Below are 21,816 nucleotides of genomic sequence, written 5' to 3'. Positions count from 1 at the left end.
GATGCGGCGCGTCCGCGATTCGAGTCTCTTCTGAAATGACGGAGCGCGCGTTTCCATCCCTTGTGTCTTGAGCCTCGGAGCGTACAGGATGGGCACGCCCGACCGGCCTCGCCGCCAGACTCGGCCTATGGCCACGGGCTTTGCCCATCCTACGTCGTTCGCATGATGGGCCTTGATCATCGTTTCGGTCATCGGCGACGCCGCATGATTCGCTTAATCCACCCTCCTCCATTAGCAATACTTCGGCGCCGCTCAGGGTGGTCTCGCCGATGATCATGACGTCGAGCACCGATGAAGCCTCGGCGCTCGACGGTCGCGCTCAATAGGGGGGCGGCACGACTTCGTAGACGACGCTCGATCCTTCGTAGCGAGGGGCGTAGTAATTGCCTCCGCACTGCCGGTAGCTGGCGCCATGCACGACGACCGTGCGACACCCCGGCGGGAGCGAGGAGACGATGGCCCCGATGGCGATCGCGGTTCCCACAGCGGCGGCGGCGCCGAATGGCGCGCCCCAGTAGTTGTCCACATGCACGGGGGGCGGTGGCGGCCTCATGGGTCGCGGCGGGGCTCCGCCGGGTCCACCGGCCGGCGGGCGGCCACCGTAGGCACCACCACCGCCCGGTTTGGGCGGACGAGCGCCACCACCACCGGCCGGTGGCCGACCCGCGTAGTTACCTCCGCCGCCCGGTTTGGGTGGACGAGCACCACTGCCACCGCCAGCCGGTGGCCGGCCCGGACGCGCCTGCCCACCGCCACCAGCGGGCCGCGCGGGACGGTGCCCACCACCCACGTTTCCGCGGGGTGCCCGCACGGCGGAGCCGCCATGACCTCCACCGCGACTCATGTGTCCGCCGCCTCCGCCCCCGCCTCGGCGGGCCTCGGCGTCGACCGTGATGACCGCCAGGGTCGGACCGACGATCAGGGCCATGAGGAAGGCCCGTTTCCAGAAGCTCCAGTGTGAATCACGCACGTTGAGACCCTCGGATGTTTATTGGATGGTCGCGGCCGACATGGCCGCGGACGCCTCGGTCAGGAAGGGAACACGCTCGCTGCCCTTCGGCGGTTTGAACTCGAAGAAGCCGCGCGCGAACCTCGGCGCAACGTCCCAATCGGTGAGATTGGCCATCATGGTCGGCGAGCCCTGGACGCTCTTGTCGGTCAACAGCAAGCGGCGCGGCAGAGGCTTGGGGCCATCCTCGATCCAGATCTCCCAATCCACCTCCGGGGTGCGGAAGGCCAGATGATGGCAGGGCACGCCTTGTACCAGGATGCGACCGACGTAGGTCCGGGAGCTGAGGTTCTTGACCAGTCGGCTTTCGGTATTGGTGGCCAGCAGGTCGGCCACGGGCAGTTCGATCTGGTACTCGTTGTAGAGGATTTCCAGGGTCTGGTCGATGCTCGCCGGGGCGGAGCCGACGGCGTAAAAGCCCGCCACGGGCGTATTGAGCGTGAATTCCTTTCCGTCATAGAAAATCTGCCGACCGCCACCGAGCCCCTTGTACTCGACCCGAAGCTGGTTCGGCCGGTCGACGGCGATCTCGATGGTTTGATCCTCGTGGAGGCGCTGCTCGGTCGGCAGGATCAATTGCGTGAGCTTCTCGACCCGTACCTCGAAGCGATCGAGTGAACGCAGATAGGTAGCCATCCGCTTCAGCACATCAATGGGTTGCGGCGCCACCGCCGGGGGATCGCTGATCGGGACCGACTCGCTCGTGCCGCCCGCGGCCAGGCCGGATAGATTGGCGCAGCCATTGAGCGCCAAAGCGGAGACAATCATTGCGGATAGCAATGGAAGCTGTTTCATGCTGGATTGATCCTCTGTGGTTTGAACCTAAACCCTTCTTTAGCCTTGGCCGCGCCGGCCAATGTTCGATCCTTCCTGGTCGCGACCTATTCCACGCGCGACGGAAGCGAACCCGCCGCATCATCCATGCTGGCCCTGAGATCCACCAAGACCTGATCGAATGAATCGACCCGGACCAGACCCAGACGGGGGAACTCGATGTCGATGATGATGTAGACCGCCACCGCCATCACTGCGGCGAAGCCGAGGCTGTGCAGCCAATTACGCCCCTTCCCGCCAGCCATGCCGTGACCGGCCAGAAGCGCGCTGGCCAGCGTCATGACGACCAGCATGAGATAGATGACCGAGGGTGGATGCATACTGGCGGCCATGGTGCGGGTCGTGGTGATGTCGATCATCTCGTTGAGCGCGGGCAGCAGCAGCTTGATGGCGTCGGGCGAGCCGCCCGCCATATGGCCGGCCGCGATCGCCTGGGTCCAGATTTCGCCCTGCAAGGTCGTCGAGCGTGCCAGCTCCGCCATGACGGCCGGCATATCCGGAATTTTGCGATAGGTCTCGATCCGTGAATCGAGATAGCGCCTAAAGCTGTCACGCAGCGCCGGTTGCGTGCTCGCGGGCAGCAGATCGAGCCGCAGATAGGCGGTCCCGATCGCGTTGGTTTCCTGGACGATCAGATCCCGTCTCAGGTCGAAGCGCGAGGCCGCCCCGGAGAAGGTGAAGGCGATCAGCAGGCCCACCAGCGCGAAGACCGCCCCATCGACGACACTGGTTCCGGTGCGCGCGCCCTCGGGGTCGGCCGCCAGTCTCCGAACGCCGATCCGGCGGCCGACTTCCAGCAGGATCAGAATGCCGACGAACAGACCGACGGCCAACAAGAGCGCGGAGAGGATTTTATCCATGATCGAGCCTCGATACTCAGTGTGAGGATGCCGATTGGGCGCCGCGGCGCCAGTGCGGATCAGGGAGCGGGATCAGCGCCGCCGTCGGACTATGGACGGTCGCGATGAGCGCCGCGCGCGGGCTGCGGAATGGCCCCGGCGAGATGGGACAGGAGGCCAACCGCGACCGAGCGTTCCAGCCGGAGACACCGTGTGGCAATCATAGCAGCCGCGGTGCCTTCGCTTTGCTCGGAACCTTGGCGAGCCAGCAATTCTCGGTTTGGACCTGACCCTTTCGCCTTCTCTGCCCGGAAAGCGTGACCAAGGCGTGGGTAGGGTTCATCTGGGTTTTTCGCTCCATCGAGCCATTCTGAGAATAGCTGTTGGCGAGCGGAACCTGGGTGGCGGCGATCAGCGCGATCGGCTTACGATGGGGCGGGCTGGAGCCTGGGCTGGCTCATGGGTTTGGAGGCGAACGACGGCTTCACCCCGATTCGTAGGATGGGCAGAGCGAGAGCGATGCCCATCCTGTACGCTCCGAGGCCCAAGATACAAGGATGGGCAAAACCCGCACTCCAAGGTTTGGTCTTGCACCGACGTTGGTCGGGCGTGCCCATCCTCCAGGCGAGGATCCTGTCGATTAGGGAGCCACCGTATCTTGCCGCCTCGGAGCGTACGAGATGGGCATCGCTTCGCTTTGCCCATCCTACAGGCTAGCGGACTTGATCGGGATAATGGTGCTCGACCGAGCCGAGATCGCGCTCTTTTATCGGCCAGCACCCTCGGCGTTTTTAAGCCGCCGCGCTCTCGGTGCGCAGATAGTCCTCGTAGTTGCCATGGAAATCGACCACGCCCCGGGGCGTCAGCTCGATGATCCGGGTGGCCAGGGAGGAGACGAACTCCCGGTCGTGACTGACGAACATCAGGGTGCCTGGATAGTCTTCGAGCGCGGTGTTGAGCGACTCGATGGATTCCATGTCCAGGTGGTTGGTCGGCTCGTCCATCAGCAGGATATTGGGCTTTTGCAGCATCAGCTTACCGAACAGCATGCGGCCCTGCTCGCCACCGGAGATGACATTCACGGGTTTCTTGATCTCGTCCTGGGAGAACAGCAGCCGTCCCAGGGTGCCGCGGATGATCTGCTCGTCGTCGCCCGGCTGTTTCCACTGGTCCATCCAGTCATAGAGGCTGGTGTCCTCGGCGAAATCGGCGGCGTGGTCCTGGGCGAAATAACCCAGTTGGCTGTTCTCCGACCATTTGACCGTGCCGCTGTCGGGCGTCAGATCGCCGGCCAGGCAGCGCAGCAGGGTGGTCTTGCCGATGCCGTTGGGGCCGATGATGGCGACCCGCTCGCCCACCTCGACGGTCAGGTCGAGACCGCTGAACAGTGGCGCGCCGTCATAGCCCTTGGCCAGGGTCTTCACTTCCAGCGCCAGACGATAGAGCTTCTTGTCCTGGCCGAAGCGCAGGAACGGGTTGACCCGACTGGAGGGCTTGATGTCCTCCAGCTTGATCTTCTCCATCTGACGCTGGCGCGAGGTCGCCTGCTTGGCCTTGGAGGCGTTGGCGGAGAAGCGGCTGACGAAGGTCTGCAACTCGGCGATCTGCGCCTTCTTCTTGGCGTTGTCGGCGAACTGGCGCGTGCGCGCCTGACTGGCGGCGGTCATGTATTCGTCGTAGTTGCCGGGATAGACGCGCAGCTCGCCATAATCCAGGTCGGCCATGTGGGTGCAGACGCTGTTCAGAAAATGGCGATCATGCGAGATGATGATCATGGTGCTGTTGCGCGCGTTCAGCACCTCTTCGAGCCACTGGATGGTGTGGATGTCCAGATTGTTGGTGGGCTCGTCGAGCAGCAGGATGTCCGGATCGGCGAACAGCGCCTGGGCGAGCAGCACGCGCAGCTTCCAGCCCGGCGCCACCGCGCTCATGGGGCCTTCGTGCTGTTCGAGCGGAATCTCCAGCGCCAGCAGCAGCTCGCCGGCGCGGGACTCGGCGGTGTAGCCGTCGAGCTCGGCGAAATGCACCTCCAGGTGCGCGACCTCCATGCCGTCTTCTTCGCTCATCTCCGGCAGCGCGTAGATGCGGTCGCGTTCCCGCTTGATCTTCCACAGCTCGTCGTGACCCATGATGACGGTATCGAGCACCGTCTGGTTCTCGAACGCGAACTGGTCCTGGCGCAGCTTGCCGAGCCGCTTGCCGGGCTCCACCGAGACGTTGCCCGCGCTGGGCTCCAGATCGCCACCCAGAATCTTCATCAGGGTGGATTTCCCGCTGCCGTTGGCGCCGATCAGGCCGTAGCGATTGCCACCGCCGAACTTGACGGAGACGTTCTCGAACAACGGCTTGCCGCCGAACTGCATGGTGATGTTGGCCGTGGAGATCAAAGCGGGATTCCGTGAAAGGCTTGAGAGGAAGGGAGAACCGCTAGGGCACGACGGCTCGGAAACGCAAAAGCCCCGCTTTTGGGCGGGGCTTTTTGGAGCCAGGTGACGAGCACCTGGCGACCATGAAACTTACTTGGGAACGACGTTGGTCGCGCTCGGGCCTTTCTGGCCTTGCTCGACGTCGAAGGAAACGCTTTGTCCCTCGGCCAGCGACTTGAAGCCACCGCCCTGGACGGCGCTATGATGGACGAAGACGTCCTTGGAGCCGTCGGAAGGAGTGATGAAGCCGAAACCCTTCTCGTCACTGAACCACTTAACTGTGCCTGTAGCCATTACGGTAATCTCTAGGTATTAACTGAACTTTATGTATGTGCAGACGACTGTCTCGATATTACGGAAGGATCTGCCGCACACGACGGGGAAGAGGAACTACCGGAACACTACAAGAAAACACTGCACTAGGCGTATGGTGCCGAAAACCGGACCATTCGGCAAGGCATTTCGACGCCAGATACGCAATTCAGGTCGAGAGGCTGAGAATCGATCGCCCGATCCGCCGGAGATTCCGGGGGCGACCGACACTCGAGACGGCGGTCCCACGTCGATGAACGTCGAGGCTTGGTGGTCCGGTGGAAGACGTCCGGCTTCGGAGCGAGCCGATGTTTGGCCTGCCCTGGGATGGTTCATGAAGGACGGACGGTGATTGCCTTGGAGCCCCACTCCCCCGTTAGAGGGAGAGGGCCGGGGCGCGTATCGCGCGTCGGGTCAGGTCATGACGCCGGACGAAACGCTGTAACTGTCGAGGACATTGATGTAGTTGGCCCGCTCCAGCTCGGCCGGATTGGGCACGCTCAGGGCGCTGACCCGGCCGCGGAAATCCGCGACGGACTCGAAGCCCTGCTCCTCCATCCAGTCCTCGATGCCCCGGAGGATGAGGCTGATATAGGCCGGACCCTTGTGCAGCAGCACGTTGCACAGATGCACGACATCGGCGCCGGCGAGCAGCAGCTTGATGGCGTCCTCCGAGGTATGGACGCCGCCCGTCGCGCCGAGCGACAGCCCTTCGATGCGTCCGTGCAGGATGGCGATCCAACGCATGGCCAGCAGGGCTTCGGCCGAGGTCGAGGGGTAGATCCTGGCTTGCAGACGCAGACTGTCGATGTTGATGTCCGGCTGGTAGAAGCGATTGAAGAGGGCGACGCCATTGGCGCCGGCGCCAGCCAGACGAGCGACGAAGTGGCCCACCGAGCTGAAGGCCGACGACAGCTTCATGTTGATGGGGATCTGGACGGTCGACCGCAGCTCGGTCAACAGATCCAGATACCGCTGTTCGACCTGAGCGCCGCTCTGGCCGATATCCCCCGCGACGTAATAGGCGTTCAACTCCAGGGCGTCCGCTCCGGCCTGCGCCAGCTTGGTCGCGTGGCTGATCCAGCCGCTGGGCGTGACGCCATTGAGGCTGGCGATCACTGGGATGTCCAGCGACTCCTTGAGCTTGCGGATCTGCTCCAGATAGCGATCCAGACCATTCTCGAAATCCTGATAGCTGGGCAGGAAACCCTCGGTGGTCTCGGCGAAGCCGATGTCCTGATGATGCAGGAAACGCACCATCGACTCCGACTCCGCCGTAATGGCCTCCTCGAACAGCGAATACATGATGATGGCGGCGGCGCCGTTGTCCTCCAGCTCGCGCGCGGACGCAAGGCTCTTGGAGAGCGGCGAGGCGGATGGAACCAGGGGGTTCTTGATCTCCAGCCCGAGGTAGTTGGTCGTCAGATTCATGGCCGGCGGTACCTCAAAATAAGCGAATGCGTGGGTGATCGTCGGCGAGCGCCCAGGCTGGCGCTCGCCGACGGGGACTTCCTACTCGGAGGCCGGAGCCTTCTGGACCGCGAGATGCGCGAGCTGCTCATAGAGCGTGAAGCGCGTCTGCACATGCTTCTGAGCCAGCGCCAGGAAGCGCTCGGCGTCATCGGGATGCGTCTTGCCCAGCAGGCTGAAGCGTGTCTCCGTGTTGATGAAGTCCCGATAGGGGATGCTCGGTGGCTTGCAGTCGATCGTCAGCGGGTTTTCACCCCGCTCGACGCGGCGCGGATCGTAGCGGAACAGCGGCCAGTGGCCGGAGGTCACCGCCAGATCCTGCTGCCGCAGGTTGTTCGACAGATCCACGCCGTGGGCGATACAGGGCGAGTAGGCGATGATCACCGAGGGGCCGTCATAGGACTCGGCCTCGATGAAGGCGCGCACCGTCTGCATGTCCTTGGCGCCGAAGGCGACCTGGGCCACGTAGGCGTTCTCGTAGGCCATGGCCATCATCGCCAGGTCCTTCTTGAAGGTCGCCTTGCCGCCGGCCGCGAACTTGGCGACCGCGCCCATCGGCGTGGCCTTGGAGTTCTGTCCGCCGGTGTTGGAATAGACCTCGGTGTCGAGGATCAGCAGGTTGACGTTACGCCCGGTGGAGAGCACATGGTCGACGCCGCCATAGCCGATGTCATAGGCCCAGCCGTCGCCGCCGATGATCCAGACACTGCGCTTGACCAGTTGCTCGCAGAGCGTCTCCAGGGTGCGGGCCTCGGCCGAATCCATCCCCGCGAGCTTGACCTTGAGCGCCGCGACGCGTTCGCGTTGCTCGTGGATGCCGGTCTCCCCGGATTGATCCGCCGTCAGCAGCCCGTCCGCCAGATCCTCGCCGATCTGGCTCGCCAGCCGGGCGACCAGCTCGCGGGCCTGGGCGGTCTGTTTATCGACGGCCAGACGCAGCCCCAGTCCGAACTCGGCGTTGTCCTCGAACAAGGAATTGTTCCAGCTCGGCCCGCGTCCTTCCGGGTTGGTGGTGTAGGGCGTGGTCGGCAGGTTACCGCCGTAGATGGACGAGCAGCCGGTCGCGTTGGCGATCAGCATGCGGTCGCCGAACAACTGGGTCGCCAGCTTGATGTAGGGCGTCTCGCCGCAGCCAACGCAGGAGCCCGAGAACTCGAACAGCGGCTGCATCATCATGGCGTGCTTGATTTTGGTCGCGTCGAGCTTGGTGCGATCGTACTCGGGCAGCGTCAGGAAGAACTCCCAGTTGACCTCCTCGTCGGCCTGGGTCTCGGCCGCCTCGACCATGTTCAGGGCCTTGTGGTTGGGATCCTGGCGGTCGCGGATCGGGCAGACCTCGACGCAGAGTCCGCAGCCGGTGCAGTCGTCCGGGGCCACCTGGTAGGTGACCTGATAGCCCTCGGGGAAGTCCTTGCCCTTGATGGTGACGTGCTGGAAGCTCGCCGGGGCCTGGTCCATCAGTCCGGCCGGATAGACCTTGGCGCGGATCGCCGCGTGGGGGCAGACCAGCGGACACTTGCCGCACTGGGTGCAGAGGTTCTCGTCCCACTTGGGAAGCTGGAGCGCCAGCTTGCGCTTCTCGAAGCGGGTGGTTCCGGTCGGCCAGGTGCCGTCCGCCGGCATGAGGCTGACTGGAAGCTGGTTGCCGCGACCGGCGAGCAGGGTGGCGGTGACCTTGCGCACGAACTCCGGCGCGTCGTCCGGCACCACGGGCGGGCGATCGAAGGCGCTGCTGGCCTGGGCCGGGATCGTCACCTGATGCAGCCCGGCCAGGGTGGCGTCGATGGCCTGGTAGTTGCGGTCCAGCAGGGCCTGACCCTTCTTGCCGTAGGTCTTCTTGACGGCGGTCTTGATGCAGGCGATGGCTTCGTCCTTGGGCAGGATGCCGGAGATGGCGAAGAAACAGGTCTGCATGATGGTGTTGATGCGTCGCCCCATGCCGGTCTCGCCGGCGATGCCGTAGGCGTCGATGACATAGAAGGACAATTGCTTGTCGATCAGGGTCTGCTGCATCTTGCGCGGCAGCTCGTCCCAGATCCGGTCGGCCGGGGTCGCCGAATTCAGGAGAAAGACGCCGCCCTTGCGCGCCTTGTCGAGCATGTCGTAGCGGGTCAGGAAGGTTGGCTGGTGGCAGGCGACGAAGCTCGCCTCGTCATCGCCGATCAGATAGGTGCTGCTGATCGGTCGGGGTCCAAAGCGCAGATGACTGATGGTCATGGCGCCGGCCTTCTTGGAGTCGTACTCGAAATAGCCCTGGCCGTAGTTGGGCGTCTCCTCCGCGATGATCTTGATCGAGTTCTTGTTCGCGGACACGGTGCCGTCGGAGCCGAGCCCATAGAAGACGCAGGCGGTCACGCCCTGGATGGCGTCCGCCTTGAAGTCCGGATCCCAGACCAGGCTGCTGTTGGTCACATCGTCGATGATGCCGACGGTGAACTGGTTCTTGGGCGCGTCCCTGGTCAATTCGTCGTAGACGCCCTTGACCATGGCTGGCGTGAATTCCTTGGAGCCGAGTCCATAACGGCCTCCGATGACGCGCGGCATACTGGCCAGACGGCCGTCGCCGGCCGCCTGGGCCAGGGCGGTGACAATGTCCTTGTAGAGCGGCTCGCCGTCGGCGCCGGGCTCCTTGGTGCGATCCAGCACGGCGATGCGCTTCACGCTGGCCGGCAGGGCGGCGATGAGCGCGCTGGGGTCGAACGGACGGAACAGCCGCACCTTGAGCAGACCGACCTTCTCGCCGCGCGCGGTCAGATGCTCCACGGTTTCCTCGACCGCGCCGATGCCGGAGCCCATGAGCAGGATCACCCGCTCGGCGTCCGGTGCGCCGATATATTCGAACAGCCGGTACTGGCGGCCCGTCAGCTTGGCGAAGCGGTCCATGACCCCTTGCACAATGCCCGGCGTCGCCGCGTAATAGCTGTTGACCGTCTCGCGGCCCTGGAAATAGACGTCCGGGTTCTGGGAGGTGCCGCGCAGCTTCGGATGATCCGGATTGATGGCGCGCTCGCGGCAGGCCGCGACCAGCTTCTCGTCGATCATGGCGCGGATCGTCTCGACCGGCAGCCGCTCGATCTTGGCGACCTCGTGCGAGGTGCGGAAGCCGTCGAAGAAATGCAGGAAGGGCACCCGGCTCTCCAGCGTCGCGGCCTGGGCGATGAGCGCGAAGTCCATCGCCTCTTGCACCGAGGCCCCGCCGAGCATCGCGTAACCGGTCGCGCGGCAGGCCATGATGTCGGAGTGATCGCCGAAGATCGACAGGCCCTGCATCGCTAGCGCGCGCGCCGAGACATGGAAGACCGCCGGCGAAAGTTCGCCCGCGATCTTGTACATGTTCGGGATCATCAGCATCAGCCCCTGCGAGCAGGTGAAGGTGGTCGCCAGGGATCCGCCCTGGAGCGCGCCATGGATGGCGCCCGCGGCTCCCGCCTCGCTCTGCATCTCGATCACGTCGGGGACCGTGCCCCATAGATTCTTGACCCCTTGCGAGGACCATTCGTCCGCCCACTCGCCCATGTTCGAGGACGGCGTGATGGGGTAGATGGCGATGACCTCGTTGGTCATGTGCGCGACATAAGCGGCGGCTTCATTGCCGTCGAGGGTGACCATGCTCTTGTGCGACATCGAACTGTCCGATTGGTGGGTGGAAAGGGGATGACCGCGACGCGGCATTCGAATTAAGGGCTCGGCGCCCGGCCTTCGGCGCGATAACGATGGCGGCTGATTCGATCGGCCCGCCCGGCGGTACGGGGGTGGAAGGCTCGGCATTGTCCGCCGATCCCGAGGCCGATGGAAGGTTGGAATCGGCTCTCGCGGATTCCGGCGCGTCCAGGTCGCCCGAAGCGACGGCGCCGCGCGGTCCTCGATCAGGCTCGGGCCAGGAACCTCGGAACTATAGACCGAAAACGGACGCCGTTGGGAACGGCATTCAGGGACGCTCGCGAGGAATCGACCGTGACATGATCGGGGTCATTTCCCTATAGTGATGGGCTTCATCACCAATGGGTTCGGATTCTCGGCCCTTTGATTCAGACCTTTAGGGCGGGACTCGAATGAATGCGCCATCGGCGAGCCAGGGCCTGATGCTCAGGCCAATGCGCGAGGAGGATCTCGCGGCGGTCATCGAGGTCGAGCGCGCGGCCTACCCCTTCCCCTGGACCGACGAGATCTTCCAGGACTGTCTGCGGGTGGGTTACGGCTGCTGGGTCGGGGAGATCGACGCGGCGATCGTGGCCCACGGCATCATGTCCGTGGCGGTCGGCGAGTGCCACATCTTCAACCTCTGCGTCCATCCGGACTGGCAGCAACGCGGCCTGGGTCGCCAAATGCTGCGGCATCTCCTGGCGCTCGCGCTCAAGCGCAAGGCCGAGACGGCGTTCCTGGAGGTCCGCGCGTCCAACCAGGGCGCGCGCGCGCTCTATGTCTCGGAGGGGTTCTGCGAGATTGGCGTGCGTCGCAACTACTACCCCACCCGCAAGGGGCGCGAGGACGCGACCCTCTTCGCCCTGGAGATCCAGGCGTCCGAGTCGTCGAACCAGGGAGCGGATCGAGACCGACCGGCGGCGTCCCTTGGTTGATCGACCACGACCTTGCGTCGCCCGTGCCCGAACCCAACTGATCCGGTATGATTCCGCGATTTACCAGCGCCAAGGGTTACCGGTCACACGCCATGAGCGAACTGCACGAACAACTGGCTAAACGCCGCACCTTCGCCATCATCTCCCACCCGGACGCCGGCAAGACGACGCTCACCGAGAAACTGCTGCTGTTCGGCGGTGCGATTCAGCTCGCCGGGACGGTCAAGGGGCGCAAGGCGGCGCGTCATGCGACCTCGGACTGGATGGCGCTGGAGAAGGAGCGCGGGATCTCGGTGACCTCCTCGGTCATGCAGTTTCCCTATGGCGAGGCCATCATCAATCTGCTCGACACCCCCGGACACGAGGACTTCTCCGAGGACACCTACCGCACCCTGACCGCCGTCGACTCGGCGCTCATGGTGATCGACATCGCCAAGGGCGTCGAGGAGCGCACCATCAAGCTGATGGATGTCTGCCGACTGCGCGACACGCCGATTCTGACCTTCGTCAACAAGCTCGACCGCGAGGGGCGCGACGCCGTCGAGGTACTGGATGAGATCGAGAGCGTGCTCAAGATCCGCTGCTCCCCGGTGACCTGGCCGATCGGCATGGGCAAGCGCTTCAAAGGGGTCTATGACCTGCGCAGCGGCCGGACCCATCTGTTCAGCGCCCAGCATGGCGGCCGGATCGCTCAGGGCGAGATCATCGAGGGTCTCCACAACCCGCGCATGGACGAGATCCTGGGCGATCAGGCCCAGGAACTGCGCGAGGAGATGGAACTGGTCGAGGGCGCGAGTCATCCGCTGGATCTGGACGCCTACCGGGCCGGCAAGCAGACACCGGTCTTCTTCGGTTCGGCGATCAACAATTTCGGCGTGCGCGAGCTGCTCGACGCCTTCGTTCAGTACGCCCCGCCGCCGCGCCCGCGCGAGACCCGCCAGCGCCTGGTCGAGCCGGCCGAGGAGGTCTTCACCGGCTTCGTCTTCAAGATCCAGGCGAACATGGACCCGGCCCATCGCGATCGGGTCGCCTTCCTGCGGGTCTGCTCGGGTAGTTACAAGCAGGGCATGAAGATGCGCCATGCGCGCATCGGCAAGACGATTCAGGTCGCCAACGCCATCACCTTCCAGGCCGACGAGCGTCGTCGCGTGGAGGAGGCCTGGCCGGGCGACATCATCGGTCTGCACAACCACGGCACCATTCAAATCGGCGACACCTTCACCGAGGGCGAGGATCTCAAATACGAGGGCATCCCCTACTTCGCCCCCGAGATGTTCCGCCGCGTGGTACTCCGGGATCCGCTGCGCATGAAGGCGTTGCAGAAGGGTGTGTTGCAGCTTTCCGAGGAGGGCGCGACCCAGTCCTTCCGGCCGCTGAAGAACAACGATCTGATCCTGGGCGCGGTCGGTGTGCTCCAGTTCGATGTCGCCTCCTATCGGCTGAAGGACGAGTACGGCGTCGACGCCGTGGTCGAGGCGGTCAGCGTCAAGACCGCCCGCTGGATCCAGTGCGACGATCCCAAGATGCTGGAGCGCTTCAAGGAGAAATGCTACGAGAACCTGGCGCTGGACGGCGACGATCAGCTCGTTTATCTGGCCCCGACGATGGTCAACCTGAGTCTGTCGATCGAGCGCTGGCCCGATGTGCGTTTCCTGGCGACGCGCGAACTCTAGGGCGCCTGATACACCATGGGGACAGAGAGTGTGCCAGGCCGCTCCCGCCCCCAGGGACGCGCGCCCTTGAGATAGGGGACGCGCGTCGCAATCCTCGCGAATCGACAATCAACCCTTGGCCGCTCGGGAAGGCGCCCGCATCGGTGCGTACCGGCATCCTCCCTTGGCGGCTTATCAGGAGACTATCTTGGAAACAGAAACCATTGCCCAGCTAATCCGATCGGGCATCCCAGGGGCCGAGGTCCAGGTCAGCGGTGACGGCAGTCATTTCGAGGCCATCATCGTCAGCGAGACCTTCGAGGGACTTTCGCCGATCAAACGGGAGCGACTGGTGATGGAGACGGTCAAGGACCGGGTCGCCAGCGGCGAACTGCACGCCCTCTCCATCAAGGCCAGGACACCCGCCCAGTCGGCCGCCCTGGGCTGACCTTCGGACCCCTCGCGTCCTCGAAGCGGAAATCGCCCGTAAGATGGGCAAAGCAAAGCGTGCCCATCCTGTACGCTCCGAGGCTCCAGATACAAGGTTGGGCCGGCCAGGCATCCTTTATGGTCGCCTATGGTCGCCCCCTTTCAGTGGGTATAAGGCTTCCAGGAAATCACCTAACCCGCCTCCGTCGACGGCGAACTGTCCATCTTGCAGCAATTACGCCCGGCCTGTTTCGCGGCATAGAGGGCCGCGTCCGCCCGACGATAGACGCTCTCCGGCGTCTCTCCAGCGACGAATTCGGCCAACCCACAGGACATGGTGACCGGGACCGGTTGACTGCAGTAACGAAACTTCGATGTCGCGATCAATTGCCGTAGCTTCTCGGCAACCTCGAACGCGGTCGGAAGATCGGTCTCGGGCAACAGCAGCATGAACTCCTCGCCGCCGAAACGGGCCATGAAGTCACTTTTGCGCGTGTGCTTGCCGAGCAACTGGCCAAGGATCCGCAGGACGTTATCACCGGCGCTATGTCCATAGCGGTCGTTGATGTGCTTGAAGTGATCGACATCCCAGAGGCTCAGCACCGTGGGCCGACCGTAACGCTTCCAGCGCTCGCATTCCTCGGCGATGCGTTCATCGTAGGAGAGGCGGTTATGGAGTCCGGTCAAGGCGTCATGTCGGGCGCAATGATGGGCCTCGTTCAGGCGTGCGCGCAGATCGACACTTTCTTGATGCACCCTGTTCAGCGCCTGCTTCAGGCGCGTGATCTGGGTATCCGCCTGTTTCAGCCGATCCTGCTCCAGACGCTTGCGTGCGTCCATGTGGGTCTGGATGTTGCTTAGATGCGCCTGAATCGACTGCTTGAGCTGATTGAGGTTCTCCTGTTCGTTCAGGGATTTTCCGATCTCCGCCACCTCGGCGGACAGCCGCGCGTCGAGCACCAGGCCCTGCTGGTCCGCGTCCCCACGGGATCCGATCGTCTCTTCGAGGTAGCGGTCGAGTTCCTGGAGACGTCCGGTGAGTTGAGAGAGGAAGGAGGCGATGTCCTTATTCTCCTCCTCGACATGCTGTCGCGTCCTGGCCATCAGCGCGGCGATATCGGCCACGGCTTGTCTGGCGGATTCGTTTGAAGGGGGCTCACGGAGCAAGGCGCTGATCCGTTGAAATGGTTCGGACAATGCCTCGGGCAGGTCCAGACGATGGAGCAGATCGAACAGCACCTGGTTGAAGGGTGGCGGAGCCTCGCCGTTCTCGTCCTGGACCTTCTCTTCCAATGCCGGCAGGGGCGCCGCGACGGCCTCGCCTGGGTTCTCTTGAGGTTCGCCCGCCGCTTGAGGTTCGTCCGCCGGCTTGCGCCCGAAGAGCCGGCCGAGCAGCCCCTCCCGGTCGCCCTCTGGCGTCACGCCCGGCCGACAGGCGATGACCTGGTTCAGGTAATCCGAATAAGCCTGCAGCGCCAGGTTGAGATCGTTGGCCTGACGGGCGTCTCGCAACTGTCGTTTCAGCGCGCGGGTTTCCTGCTTAAGTCCCTCCGGGACCGGCTGCTTTTCAAGGTTGTCCGCCAGGCGCGCGAGGGTCCGGTTGCCGTCGTCACCGTCCGCCGGCGGCTGGTCCAGACGCCGGATGGAATTGGAGATCTCCTCCATCAGCGCGCTGATCCGGCTCGCCGGCGCGTTCTTGCGGATCGCCTGGCGCAGCGACTCCAGTTGGGCCGTCAACGCTTTGTCGTGGGTCTCGACGGCGAGGGTAAGGCGTGAGATCGACTGACGCAGGATGGTTTCGATCTGGGTCCAGGCCTGTTCCTTGGCCTCGATGTCATCGAGACTGGCGAGATATTTGTCTTTCCATGGGTTGGGATCAGGCGTCGACATGATGATGCATTCAGTTGTTCTCGTCAGAGGCGAAGTTTACGCCGGGAAGCCTTATCACGCCCCATCCCGCGAGACCCGGCCTCTTGGTCATCGGCCCCAGGAAGCCACTGGAGCCGGCGATCACGGGACTCATGGAGGCGATCGACCCGGCCGGCCACTGGCCATACCCGTGAGTCAGCCCTTGACACTTGAGGATTAGGCTCTACCATTAGCACTCGTTTCCGGCGAGTGCTAACAGCCGGCGTCATTCCCGCTTCGCGGGCACTCGACAACCACTTCTCAACCACACGAGGAGCATTTCCATGAACATCCGTCCTTTGCATGACCGCGTCGTAGTCCGTCGCATGGAAGAGGAACGCACGACCGCCGGCGGCATCGTGATTCCGGATTCCGCCACCGAAAAGCCGATCCAGGGCGAGATCATCGCCGTCGGCAAGGGCAAGATCCTCGACAACGGCGAGACCCGTCCGCTCGACGTCAAGGTCGGCGACCGCGTCCTCTTCGGCAAGTACTCCGGCACCGAGGTCAAGCTCGACGGCAAGGAATTCCTGGTGATGCGCGAGGAAGATCTCATGGGTGTCGTCGAGGGCTGAGCGCCTTCCGCTCCGTGAATCCAGCTCGCACCACCACTTAAGACACAGCATTCAATCGAGGAATCTAGAGAAATGAGCGCAAAAGACGTGAAGTTTGGCGGCGACGCCCGTGCCCGCATGATGGAAGGTGTCAACATCCTCGCCAACGCCGTGAAGGTCACCCTGGGTCCCAAGGGCCGCAACGTGGTCCTGGACAAGTCCTTCGGCGCGCCGACCGTCACCAAGGACGGCGTCTCCGTCGCCAAGGAAATCGAGCTGAAGGACAAGTTCGAGAACATGGGCGCGCAGATGGTGAAGGAAGTCGCTTCCCACACCTCCGACATCGCCGGTGACGGCACCACCACCGCCACCGTGCTGGCCCAGGCCATGGTCCGCGAGGGTCTGAAGGCGGTCGCCGCCGGCATGAATCCCATGGATCTCAAGCGCGGCATGGACAAGGCCGTCGAGGCCGCGACCGAGGAGCTGAAGAAGCTCTCCAAGCCCTGCACCGAGAACAAGGCGATCGCCCAGGTTGGCACCATCTCCGCCAACTCCGACGAGTCGATCGGCCGCATCATCGCCGAGGCGATGGAGAAGGTCGGCAAGGAAGGCGTCATCACCGTCGAGGACGGCACCTCCCTGCAGAATGAGCTGGATGTCGTTGAAGGCATGCAGTTCGATCGCGGCTACCTCTCGCCCTACTTCATCAACAACCAGCAGAGCCAGAGCGCCGAACTCGACGCGCCCTACATCCTGCTGCACGATAAGAAGATCTCCAACATCCGCGAGCTGCTGCCGGTGCTGGAAGGCGTCGCTAAGGCCGGTAAGCCGCTGCTGATCGTCGCCGAGGACGTCGAGGGCGAGGCCCTGGCGACCCTGGTCGTCAACACCATCCGTGGCATCGTCAAGGTCTGCGCGGTCAAGGCGCCTGGCTTCGGCGACCGTCGCAAGGCTATGTTGCAGGACATCGCCATCCTGACCGGCGCGACCGTCATTTCCGAGGAAGTCGGTCTCTCGCTTGAGAAGGCCACCCTGAACGATCTGGGCACCGCCAAGCGCGTCCAGGTTGGCAAGGACGAGACCACCCTGATCGACGGCGCCGGCTCCGAGATCGACATCAAGGCCCGTTGCGAGCAGATCCGCGCTCAGGTCGAGGAGACCAGCTCCGACTACGACAAGGAGAAGCTCCAGGAGCGTCTGGCCAAGTTGGCCGGCGGTGTGGCCGTCATCAAGGTCGGCGCCGCCACCGAGATGGAGATGAAGGAGAAGAAGGCGCGCGTCGAAGACGCCCTGCACGCCACCCGCGCGGCGGTCGAGGAAGGCATCGTGCCCGGCGGCGGTGTCGCCCTGGTCCGTGCCCAGACTGCGGTCAAGGGGCTCAAGGGTTCCAACCACGACCAGGACGTCGGCATCACCATCGCGCGCCGCGCCATGGAAGAGCCGCTGCGTCAGATCGTCGCCAATGCTGGCGAAGAGCCGTCCGTCGTCCTGCACAAGGTCGTCGAGGGCACGGGTAACTTCGGTTACAACGCCGCCAACGGCGAGTACGGCGACATGGTCGAGATGGGCATCCTGGACCCGACCAAGGTCACCCGCTCGGCGCTTCAGAACGCCGCGTCGGTCGCTGGTCTCATGATCACCACCGAGGCCATGATCGCCGACGAGCCGAAGGACGACGCCCCAATGCCGGGCGGCGGTGGAATGGGTGGCATGGGCGACATGGGCGGCATGGGCATGATGTAAAGCCCTGGTCTCTCGCCTGACCGAAAAAAGCCCCGCCTAGCGGGGCTTTTTTTATGGATGGCGATTGTGAAGGCGTCGTCAGCGCGCCGGTGGCCGAAACGATGATCAGGGTCTCCGCCGTGACGCCCTTGATCGAAATCAAGGTCGCGGCCGGGCGGCTCGGCCAGAGTCAACACAGAATAAGAACAGGCGCCAAGGGGGCGGCGGGATCTCGCCGACCACCGGCACGACGCCCGATAGACCAGAGGAGCCCTTCCATGAGACATCGAACCCGATTGTCCATGCTCGCGCTCGGGCTGACGGCCAGCCTCGCCGCCTCGGCGGCCGGTGTCCGCTCGCCGAGCATGCTCGCCAACACCTGTGCCGGTTGTCACGGCACCAACGGGGCCAGTGCCGGTGAGCAAATGCCGAGCATCGGCGGCATGGACAATGGCTATCTCTTCTCCGTGCTCAGTGACTATAAGACCGGGGTCCGCCGGTCCACCATCATGGGCCGGATCATGAAGGGCTACAGCGACCAGGAAATCTGGGCCATCGCCGCCTTTTTCGCCGAACAACCCTGGGTCTCCACCGATCGCGTGGCGCTCGCCGGGCCTATCCACGTCGGGCGGGACATCCACGAACGCCAGTGCGAGAGCTGCCACGAGGACGGCGGACGGGAACAGAACGACGACTCGCCGCACATGGCCGGCCAATGGAGCGGCTATCTGCGCTATGCGCTGGAGGAGTGCCGCGCGATCGGCCGGCGTTGCAGCCCGAGAAAAATGGGTCTTCGCGTCATGGATCTGTCGGACGAGGAGATCGAGGCACTGGCCAGGTTCTACGAGAGTGAGAAATAAGGCGATTTCCGGGAAAGTCCATACCCAACCTAAAGCTCCGGAAAAGACAGGATTTACAGGGTTCTTCAAGATTCACATGATTAAAAACAAAGCCTTATAAATCCTGTCAATCCTGCGAAATCCTGTTAATCCTGTCCATGACGAGACGGATCGCGGGTACAAGATTTCCCGGAAATCACCTGAGGAGGCGATCCAGATGACCGATGTTCAGCGCAGAACCTTCCTCAAGTCGTCGGCGGTCGCGCTCGGCGCGACCATGCTCGGCGTCTCCTTTCGCGCGTCGGCGGCGGCGCCCAAGGCCAGGGTGCTGGTGGTCGGCGGTGGGTTCGGCGGCACCATCGCCGCAAAATATCTGAGGATGGCCGACCCCGCCATCCGCGTCACCCTGATCGAAAAGGACTCGGCGTTTCTCTCCTGCGCCATGAGCAACGAGGTTCTGAGTGGCGAGCGTGATCTCAAGGATCTGACCTTCGGCTATCGCGGTCTGGCCCGGCGCGGCATCGCGGTGGTGCAGGACGAGATCCGCGAGATCGATCCGGCTGGGCATTTCGTTCGCGGCGCCAGCGGTAGCCGTTACAACTACGACAAGCTCGTCCTGTCGCCAGGCGTGAGCTTCCGCTGGGACGCGATCGAGGGTCTGTCCGAGGAGGTGGCGGAGCGTTTCCCGCATGCCTGGAAGGCCGGCCCGCAGACCACGAAGCTGCGCCAGCAACTCCTGGCGATGGAGGACGGTGGCGTCTTCATCATCGTGGCCCCTCCAAACCCTTTCCGCTGTCCGCCCGGCCCCTATGAACGCGCCGCTCAGGTCGCGCACTATTTTCAGCGCCACAAGCCGAAGTCCAAGATCCTCATCCTCGACGCCAAGGACGCCTTCTCGAAACAAGGGCTGTTCCAGGCGGGCTGGAAGGAGCACTACGGTGAGATGATCGAATGGGTCTCGGGGGCGGCCGGGGGGATCGTCGAGGCCATCGACCCAAAGACCGGCACCCTGATCGGACAGGTCGAGGAATTCCAGGGCCAGGTCATCAATCCGATCCCGCCCCAGAAGGCCGGGACGCTGGCCGAATCCGCCGGTCTGACCGACGCCTCGGGCTGGTGTCCGGTCGATCAGCGGACCTTCGCCTCGGCCCGGCACCCGGACATCCATGTGATCGGCGACGCCTGCATCGCCGGCGCCATGCCCAAATCCGGCTACGCAGCGAACTCGCAGGGCAAGGTGTGCGCGGCGGCCATCGTCGCCGCCCTCAATGGCGCGGCGGCGCCGGAGCCGTCCTATGTGAACACCTGTTACAGCCTCATCGCCCCGGAGCATGGGATCTCGGTCGCCGGGGTCTATGCGCTGGAAGGCGATCGGATCGTCGATATCGAAGGGGCCGGCGGACTGTCGCCAAGCGACGCCGATGCCCGCACCCGGGCGGTCGAGGCGAGATTCGCGCACGACTGGTTCCGCAACATCACGGCGGATATGTTCACCTAGACGCTCGAGTGAGCGTCTCAGCTCGGGAAGCGGGCCGCGTACTTCTGGATCCATTCCAGAGCGGCTTCCTCGGCGCTCAGGGAACGCCCTTCCGTCTTGAGGATTTCCTGGCGATAGTGCTCGATGTGGCACACCTGTTCGACCATGCGGATCCCGTACTGGGCCTCGACGCCATCGAATCGGACACCGACCTCGAAGACCGAATCGCTCGGTCGGCACCAGGCCACGATGCCCTCGGCCTTGAACACCGGCTCGGCGATCGGGATCTCGATATGGATGCGCGTCCCTGGGTGGATCGCGAGACGCGAGGAGAAGCAGAGTCCGCCCTCGCCGATGTTGCGCAGATAATCGCTCTTGTTGGCGACAACCTCGCGCAGGCTGTAGCTGATGGGCACGTCGGAGGGATGACGGAGGAACCGACGCGGCCTCTGTGTCTGTGTCTGGGTCATATTCCACCTCGAAATACCGGCCGGGATGGTGCAAGCATAGTCCAGCGTCGGGCGGCCTTGACACCTGAAATGCGGATGGCGCGAGGCGTGGCTCGCGACGGAATCGGCGTTCACCGCCCCGCGCCGCCGGGCTATAGTGACGGTTCCACATGATCCGCCCCTTGGGAATCCCGCCGTCCGACTCATGAGCCCGCATTGGACGCAACAGATCGCCAGGTCCCTGTCGACGGGCCGACCAACAGCCGATCTCGAAACCCACCTGGATCTCCTGCTGGTTTGGCTGAGCCATCCGGATCATCCGCGCGCGGCCGAGTTGGACCGGGCGATCGCCCGTCAGCGACCGAGTCGCGCCCAGGCCATGGCGAGCGCCTACCGATTGCTCGACCGCCAGTTCTTCGAGAGCGAGGATCCGCCGTCCCCCGACAGGCTCGGATTCACCCGCGACAGTGAGCCCGCGATCGCCAAACAGCGCTACCGGCGTCTGATGCGGGTCTATCACCCGGACCATCATCCCGACCGACTCGCCTGGGCGACCCGTCGCACGGAACAGATCAACCGAGCCTTCAACGCCTTCCGCAAGGGCGCTCGGGCGCCAGCCCGACCGGAAGCCAGGGAGCGAGCCCGAGCCTCCCCGCGCGTCGCCGATCGACCGGCCTGGCACCCGGAGGCCATCCTTGGACGACTCGCCGCCGCCTGGGATTGGACGCGACACCGGTACTCAAGGCTCGGTCCAGGCCAGCGATGGCTTCTGGGCGGAGGCACCGTCACGCTGCTCCTGATCCTCGCCCTACTCCTCCAGGGCGAGGAACCGCCAAAGCGGATGCCGAGGATCATTCATCACCCCTTGGGCACCACCTTAACCAGCGGCGAGCGCGTCGACAGAGAGGCCCCGGCCAAGCCGCCCCCGGCCGACGAGCCGCTGACGATCGCCTCGACCGGGCCGGCGGATGACCTCGGGGAGAGGGTCGCGACCGCGCGGATCGAACAAGCGGAGCCGGATAGCCCGGAGACGCCGCAACCGGCGCCGGAGGCCTCGGCGGCGGGATCGCCCCCGGACGGAGCATCCACCCCGACCGGCACCCCGGCACCCGAGATCCAGGCTCCACCAACCGAGACCCCGTCCGTCGCCGCGCCGGACGGGGAACCCATCCCTGACGCCGAGGCGCCGATCCAGACGACGGATGGCGAGTCCGAGCCAGCCAGTCCGGGGACGCCGGATCCGCCACCGGCTCCGCTCGATCCGGGACCGGCGCGCCAGACGCCCTCCCCGACGCCCGGCGCCAGCGCGCCATTCATGC

The 21,816-nt window shown here is 64.3% G+C and carries 17 protein-coding genes; 8 read left to right on the top strand and 9 right to left on the bottom strand.

Going from position 1 to position 21,816, the window contains the following annotated elements; genetic code table 11:
* Positions 1 to 319 precede the first annotated feature (319 nt).
* The 7 genes from CKO27_RS13280 to nifJ all read right to left on the bottom strand — a co-directional run bounded on the left by CKO27_RS13280 (position 320) and on the right by nifJ (position 10,514).
* Positions 320 to 970, bottom strand: coding sequence for a hypothetical protein (locus tag CKO27_RS13280; protein WP_200375385.1), 651 nt, complete (start codon positions 968 to 970; stop codon positions 320 to 322).
* 18 nt (positions 971 to 988) lie between these two features.
* Positions 989 to 1,804, bottom strand: a complete 816-nt coding sequence (locus tag CKO27_RS13275; RefSeq protein WP_200375384.1) for a DUF2092 domain-containing protein — start codon at positions 1,802 to 1,804, stop codon at positions 989 to 991.
* 86 nt (positions 1,805 to 1,890) lie between these two features.
* Positions 1,891 to 2,703, bottom strand: coding sequence for a bestrophin-like domain (locus CKO27_RS13270; protein ID WP_200375383.1), 813 nt, complete (start codon positions 2,701 to 2,703; stop codon positions 1,891 to 1,893).
* 770 nt (positions 2,704 to 3,473) lie between these two features.
* Positions 3,474 to 5,069 carry an ABC-F family ATPase gene (locus tag CKO27_RS13265; protein WP_200375382.1) on the bottom strand — a complete coding sequence of 532 codons (1,596 nt, stop codon included), beginning with the start codon at positions 5,067 to 5,069 and terminating at the stop codon, positions 3,474 to 3,476.
* Between the two features lie 129 nt (positions 5,070 to 5,198).
* Positions 5,199 to 5,402, bottom strand: coding sequence for a cold-shock protein (locus CKO27_RS13260; RefSeq protein ID WP_200375381.1), 204 nt, complete (start codon positions 5,400 to 5,402; stop codon positions 5,199 to 5,201).
* Positions 5,403 to 5,834: 432 nt separating this feature from the next.
* Positions 5,835 to 6,851, bottom strand: a complete 1,017-nt coding sequence (locus tag CKO27_RS13255) for a dihydroorotate dehydrogenase-like protein (protein WP_200375380.1) — start codon at positions 6,849 to 6,851, stop codon at positions 5,835 to 5,837.
* An 81-nt stretch (positions 6,852 to 6,932) separates the two neighbouring features.
* The gene (gene nifJ / locus CKO27_RS13250; RefSeq protein WP_200375379.1) at positions 6,933 to 10,514 is read right to left on the bottom strand and encodes a pyruvate:ferredoxin (flavodoxin) oxidoreductase; all 3,582 of its coding nucleotides are present in this window, start codon (positions 10,512 to 10,514) and stop codon (positions 6,933 to 6,935) included.
* A 428-nt stretch (positions 10,515 to 10,942) separates the two neighbouring features.
* Between nifJ and rimI the strand changes: the two genes are divergently transcribed.
* From rimI to CKO27_RS13235, 3 genes are all read left to right on the top strand, one after another.
* Positions 10,943 to 11,467: a ribosomal protein S18-alanine N-acetyltransferase gene (rimI, locus tag CKO27_RS13245; protein ID WP_200375378.1), complete on the top strand. Its 525-nt coding sequence runs from the start codon at positions 10,943 to 10,945 to the stop codon at positions 11,465 to 11,467.
* Positions 11,468 to 11,559: 92 nt separating this feature from the next.
* Entirely contained in the window at positions 11,560 to 13,140 is a 1,581-nt protein-coding gene (locus tag CKO27_RS13240; protein ID WP_200375377.1) for a peptide chain release factor 3, read from the top strand.
* 187 nt (positions 13,141 to 13,327) lie between these two features.
* Complete coding sequence (locus CKO27_RS13235; RefSeq protein WP_200375376.1) at positions 13,328 to 13,567, top strand: BolA family protein; 240 nt, start codon at positions 13,328 to 13,330, stop codon at positions 13,565 to 13,567.
* A gap of 173 nt (positions 13,568 to 13,740) precedes the next feature.
* Here CKO27_RS13235 and CKO27_RS13230 read toward each other — a convergent pair whose 3' ends face one another.
* A complete protein-coding gene (locus CKO27_RS13230; RefSeq protein WP_200375375.1) occupies positions 13,741 to 15,438 on the bottom strand; it encodes a GGDEF domain-containing protein in 1,698 nt (565 codons plus the stop codon).
* A gap of 302 nt (positions 15,439 to 15,740) precedes the next feature.
* Here CKO27_RS13230 and groES point away from each other — a divergent pair, with 302 nt between their 5' ends.
* From groES to CKO27_RS13210, 4 genes are all read left to right on the top strand, one after another.
* The gene (groES, locus tag CKO27_RS13225; protein WP_200375374.1) at positions 15,741 to 16,031 is read left to right on the top strand and encodes a co-chaperone GroES; all 291 of its coding nucleotides are present in this window, start codon (positions 15,741 to 15,743) and stop codon (positions 16,029 to 16,031) included.
* 72 nt (positions 16,032 to 16,103) lie between these two features.
* Positions 16,104 to 17,753 (top strand): chaperonin GroEL, encoded by a 1,650-nt coding sequence (groL, locus tag CKO27_RS13220; protein WP_200375373.1) that lies wholly within the window; start codon positions 16,104 to 16,106, stop codon positions 17,751 to 17,753.
* A 257-nt stretch (positions 17,754 to 18,010) separates the two neighbouring features.
* On the top strand, positions 18,011 to 18,592 hold the full coding sequence (locus CKO27_RS13215; protein WP_200375372.1) for a c-type cytochrome: 582 nt from the start codon (positions 18,011 to 18,013) through the stop codon (positions 18,590 to 18,592).
* Positions 18,593 to 18,788: 196 nt separating this feature from the next.
* On the top strand, positions 18,789 to 20,069 hold the full coding sequence (locus CKO27_RS13210; RefSeq protein WP_200375371.1) for an NAD(P)/FAD-dependent oxidoreductase: 1,281 nt from the start codon (positions 18,789 to 18,791) through the stop codon (positions 20,067 to 20,069).
* Between the two features lie 17 nt (positions 20,070 to 20,086).
* Here CKO27_RS13210 and CKO27_RS13205 read toward each other — a convergent pair whose 3' ends face one another.
* On the bottom strand, positions 20,087 to 20,518 hold the full coding sequence (locus CKO27_RS13205) for a PilZ domain-containing protein (RefSeq protein WP_200375370.1): 432 nt from the start codon (positions 20,516 to 20,518) through the stop codon (positions 20,087 to 20,089).
* 184 nt (positions 20,519 to 20,702) lie between these two features.
* Between CKO27_RS13205 and CKO27_RS13200 the strand changes: the two genes are divergently transcribed.
* The coding region (locus CKO27_RS13200; protein ID WP_476718504.1) for a J domain-containing protein at positions 20,703 to 21,816 on the top strand (1,114 nt) is incomplete at its 3' end.

The organism is Thiocystis violacea (assembly GCF_016583575.1).
GTDB classification, from domain to species: Bacteria; Pseudomonadota; Gammaproteobacteria; order Chromatiales; family Chromatiaceae; genus Thiocystis; species Thiocystis violacea.
The sequence above is the reverse complement of the archived record's forward strand: the minus strand, read 5'-3'. Positions and strand labels throughout refer to the sequence as shown.

What these genes read in the sequence shown, in the direction of transcription:
- CKO27_RS13275 (WP_200375384.1), bottom strand. Translation starts at nt 1,804, where the DNA reads ATGAAACAGCTTCCATTGCTATCCGCAATGATTGTCTCCGCTTTGGCG.
- CKO27_RS13270 (WP_200375383.1), bottom strand. Translation starts at nt 2,703, where the DNA reads ATGGATAAAATCCTCTCCGCGCTCTTGTTGGCCGTCGGTCTGTTCGTC.
- CKO27_RS13260 (WP_200375381.1), bottom strand. Translation starts at nt 5,402, where the DNA reads ATGGCTACAGGCACAGTTAAGTGGTTCAGTGACGAGAAGGGTTTCGGC.
- CKO27_RS13255 (WP_200375380.1), bottom strand. Translation starts at nt 6,851, where the DNA reads ATGAATCTGACGACCAACTACCTCGGGCTGGAGATCAAGAACCCCCTG.
- nifJ (WP_200375379.1), bottom strand. Translation starts at nt 10,514, where the DNA reads ATGTCGCACAAGAGCATGGTCACCCTCGACGGCAATGAAGCCGCCGCT.
- rimI (WP_200375378.1), top strand. Translation starts at nt 10,943, where the DNA reads ATGAATGCGCCATCGGCGAGCCAGGGCCTGATGCTCAGGCCAATGCGC.
- CKO27_RS13240 (WP_200375377.1), top strand. Translation starts at nt 11,560, where the DNA reads ATGAGCGAACTGCACGAACAACTGGCTAAACGCCGCACCTTCGCCATC.
- CKO27_RS13230 (WP_200375375.1), bottom strand. Translation starts at nt 15,438, where the DNA reads ATGTCGACGCCTGATCCCAACCCATGGAAAGACAAATATCTCGCCAGT.
- groES (WP_200375374.1), top strand. Translation starts at nt 15,741, where the DNA reads ATGAACATCCGTCCTTTGCATGACCGCGTCGTAGTCCGTCGCATGGAA.
- groL (WP_200375373.1), top strand. Translation starts at nt 16,104, where the DNA reads ATGAGCGCAAAAGACGTGAAGTTTGGCGGCGACGCCCGTGCCCGCATG.
- CKO27_RS13215 (WP_200375372.1), top strand. Translation starts at nt 18,011, where the DNA reads ATGAGACATCGAACCCGATTGTCCATGCTCGCGCTCGGGCTGACGGCC.
- CKO27_RS13210 (WP_200375371.1), top strand. Translation starts at nt 18,789, where the DNA reads ATGACCGATGTTCAGCGCAGAACCTTCCTCAAGTCGTCGGCGGTCGCG.
- CKO27_RS13205 (WP_200375370.1), bottom strand. Translation starts at nt 20,518, where the DNA reads ATGACCCAGACACAGACACAGAGGCCGCGTCGGTTCCTCCGTCATCCC.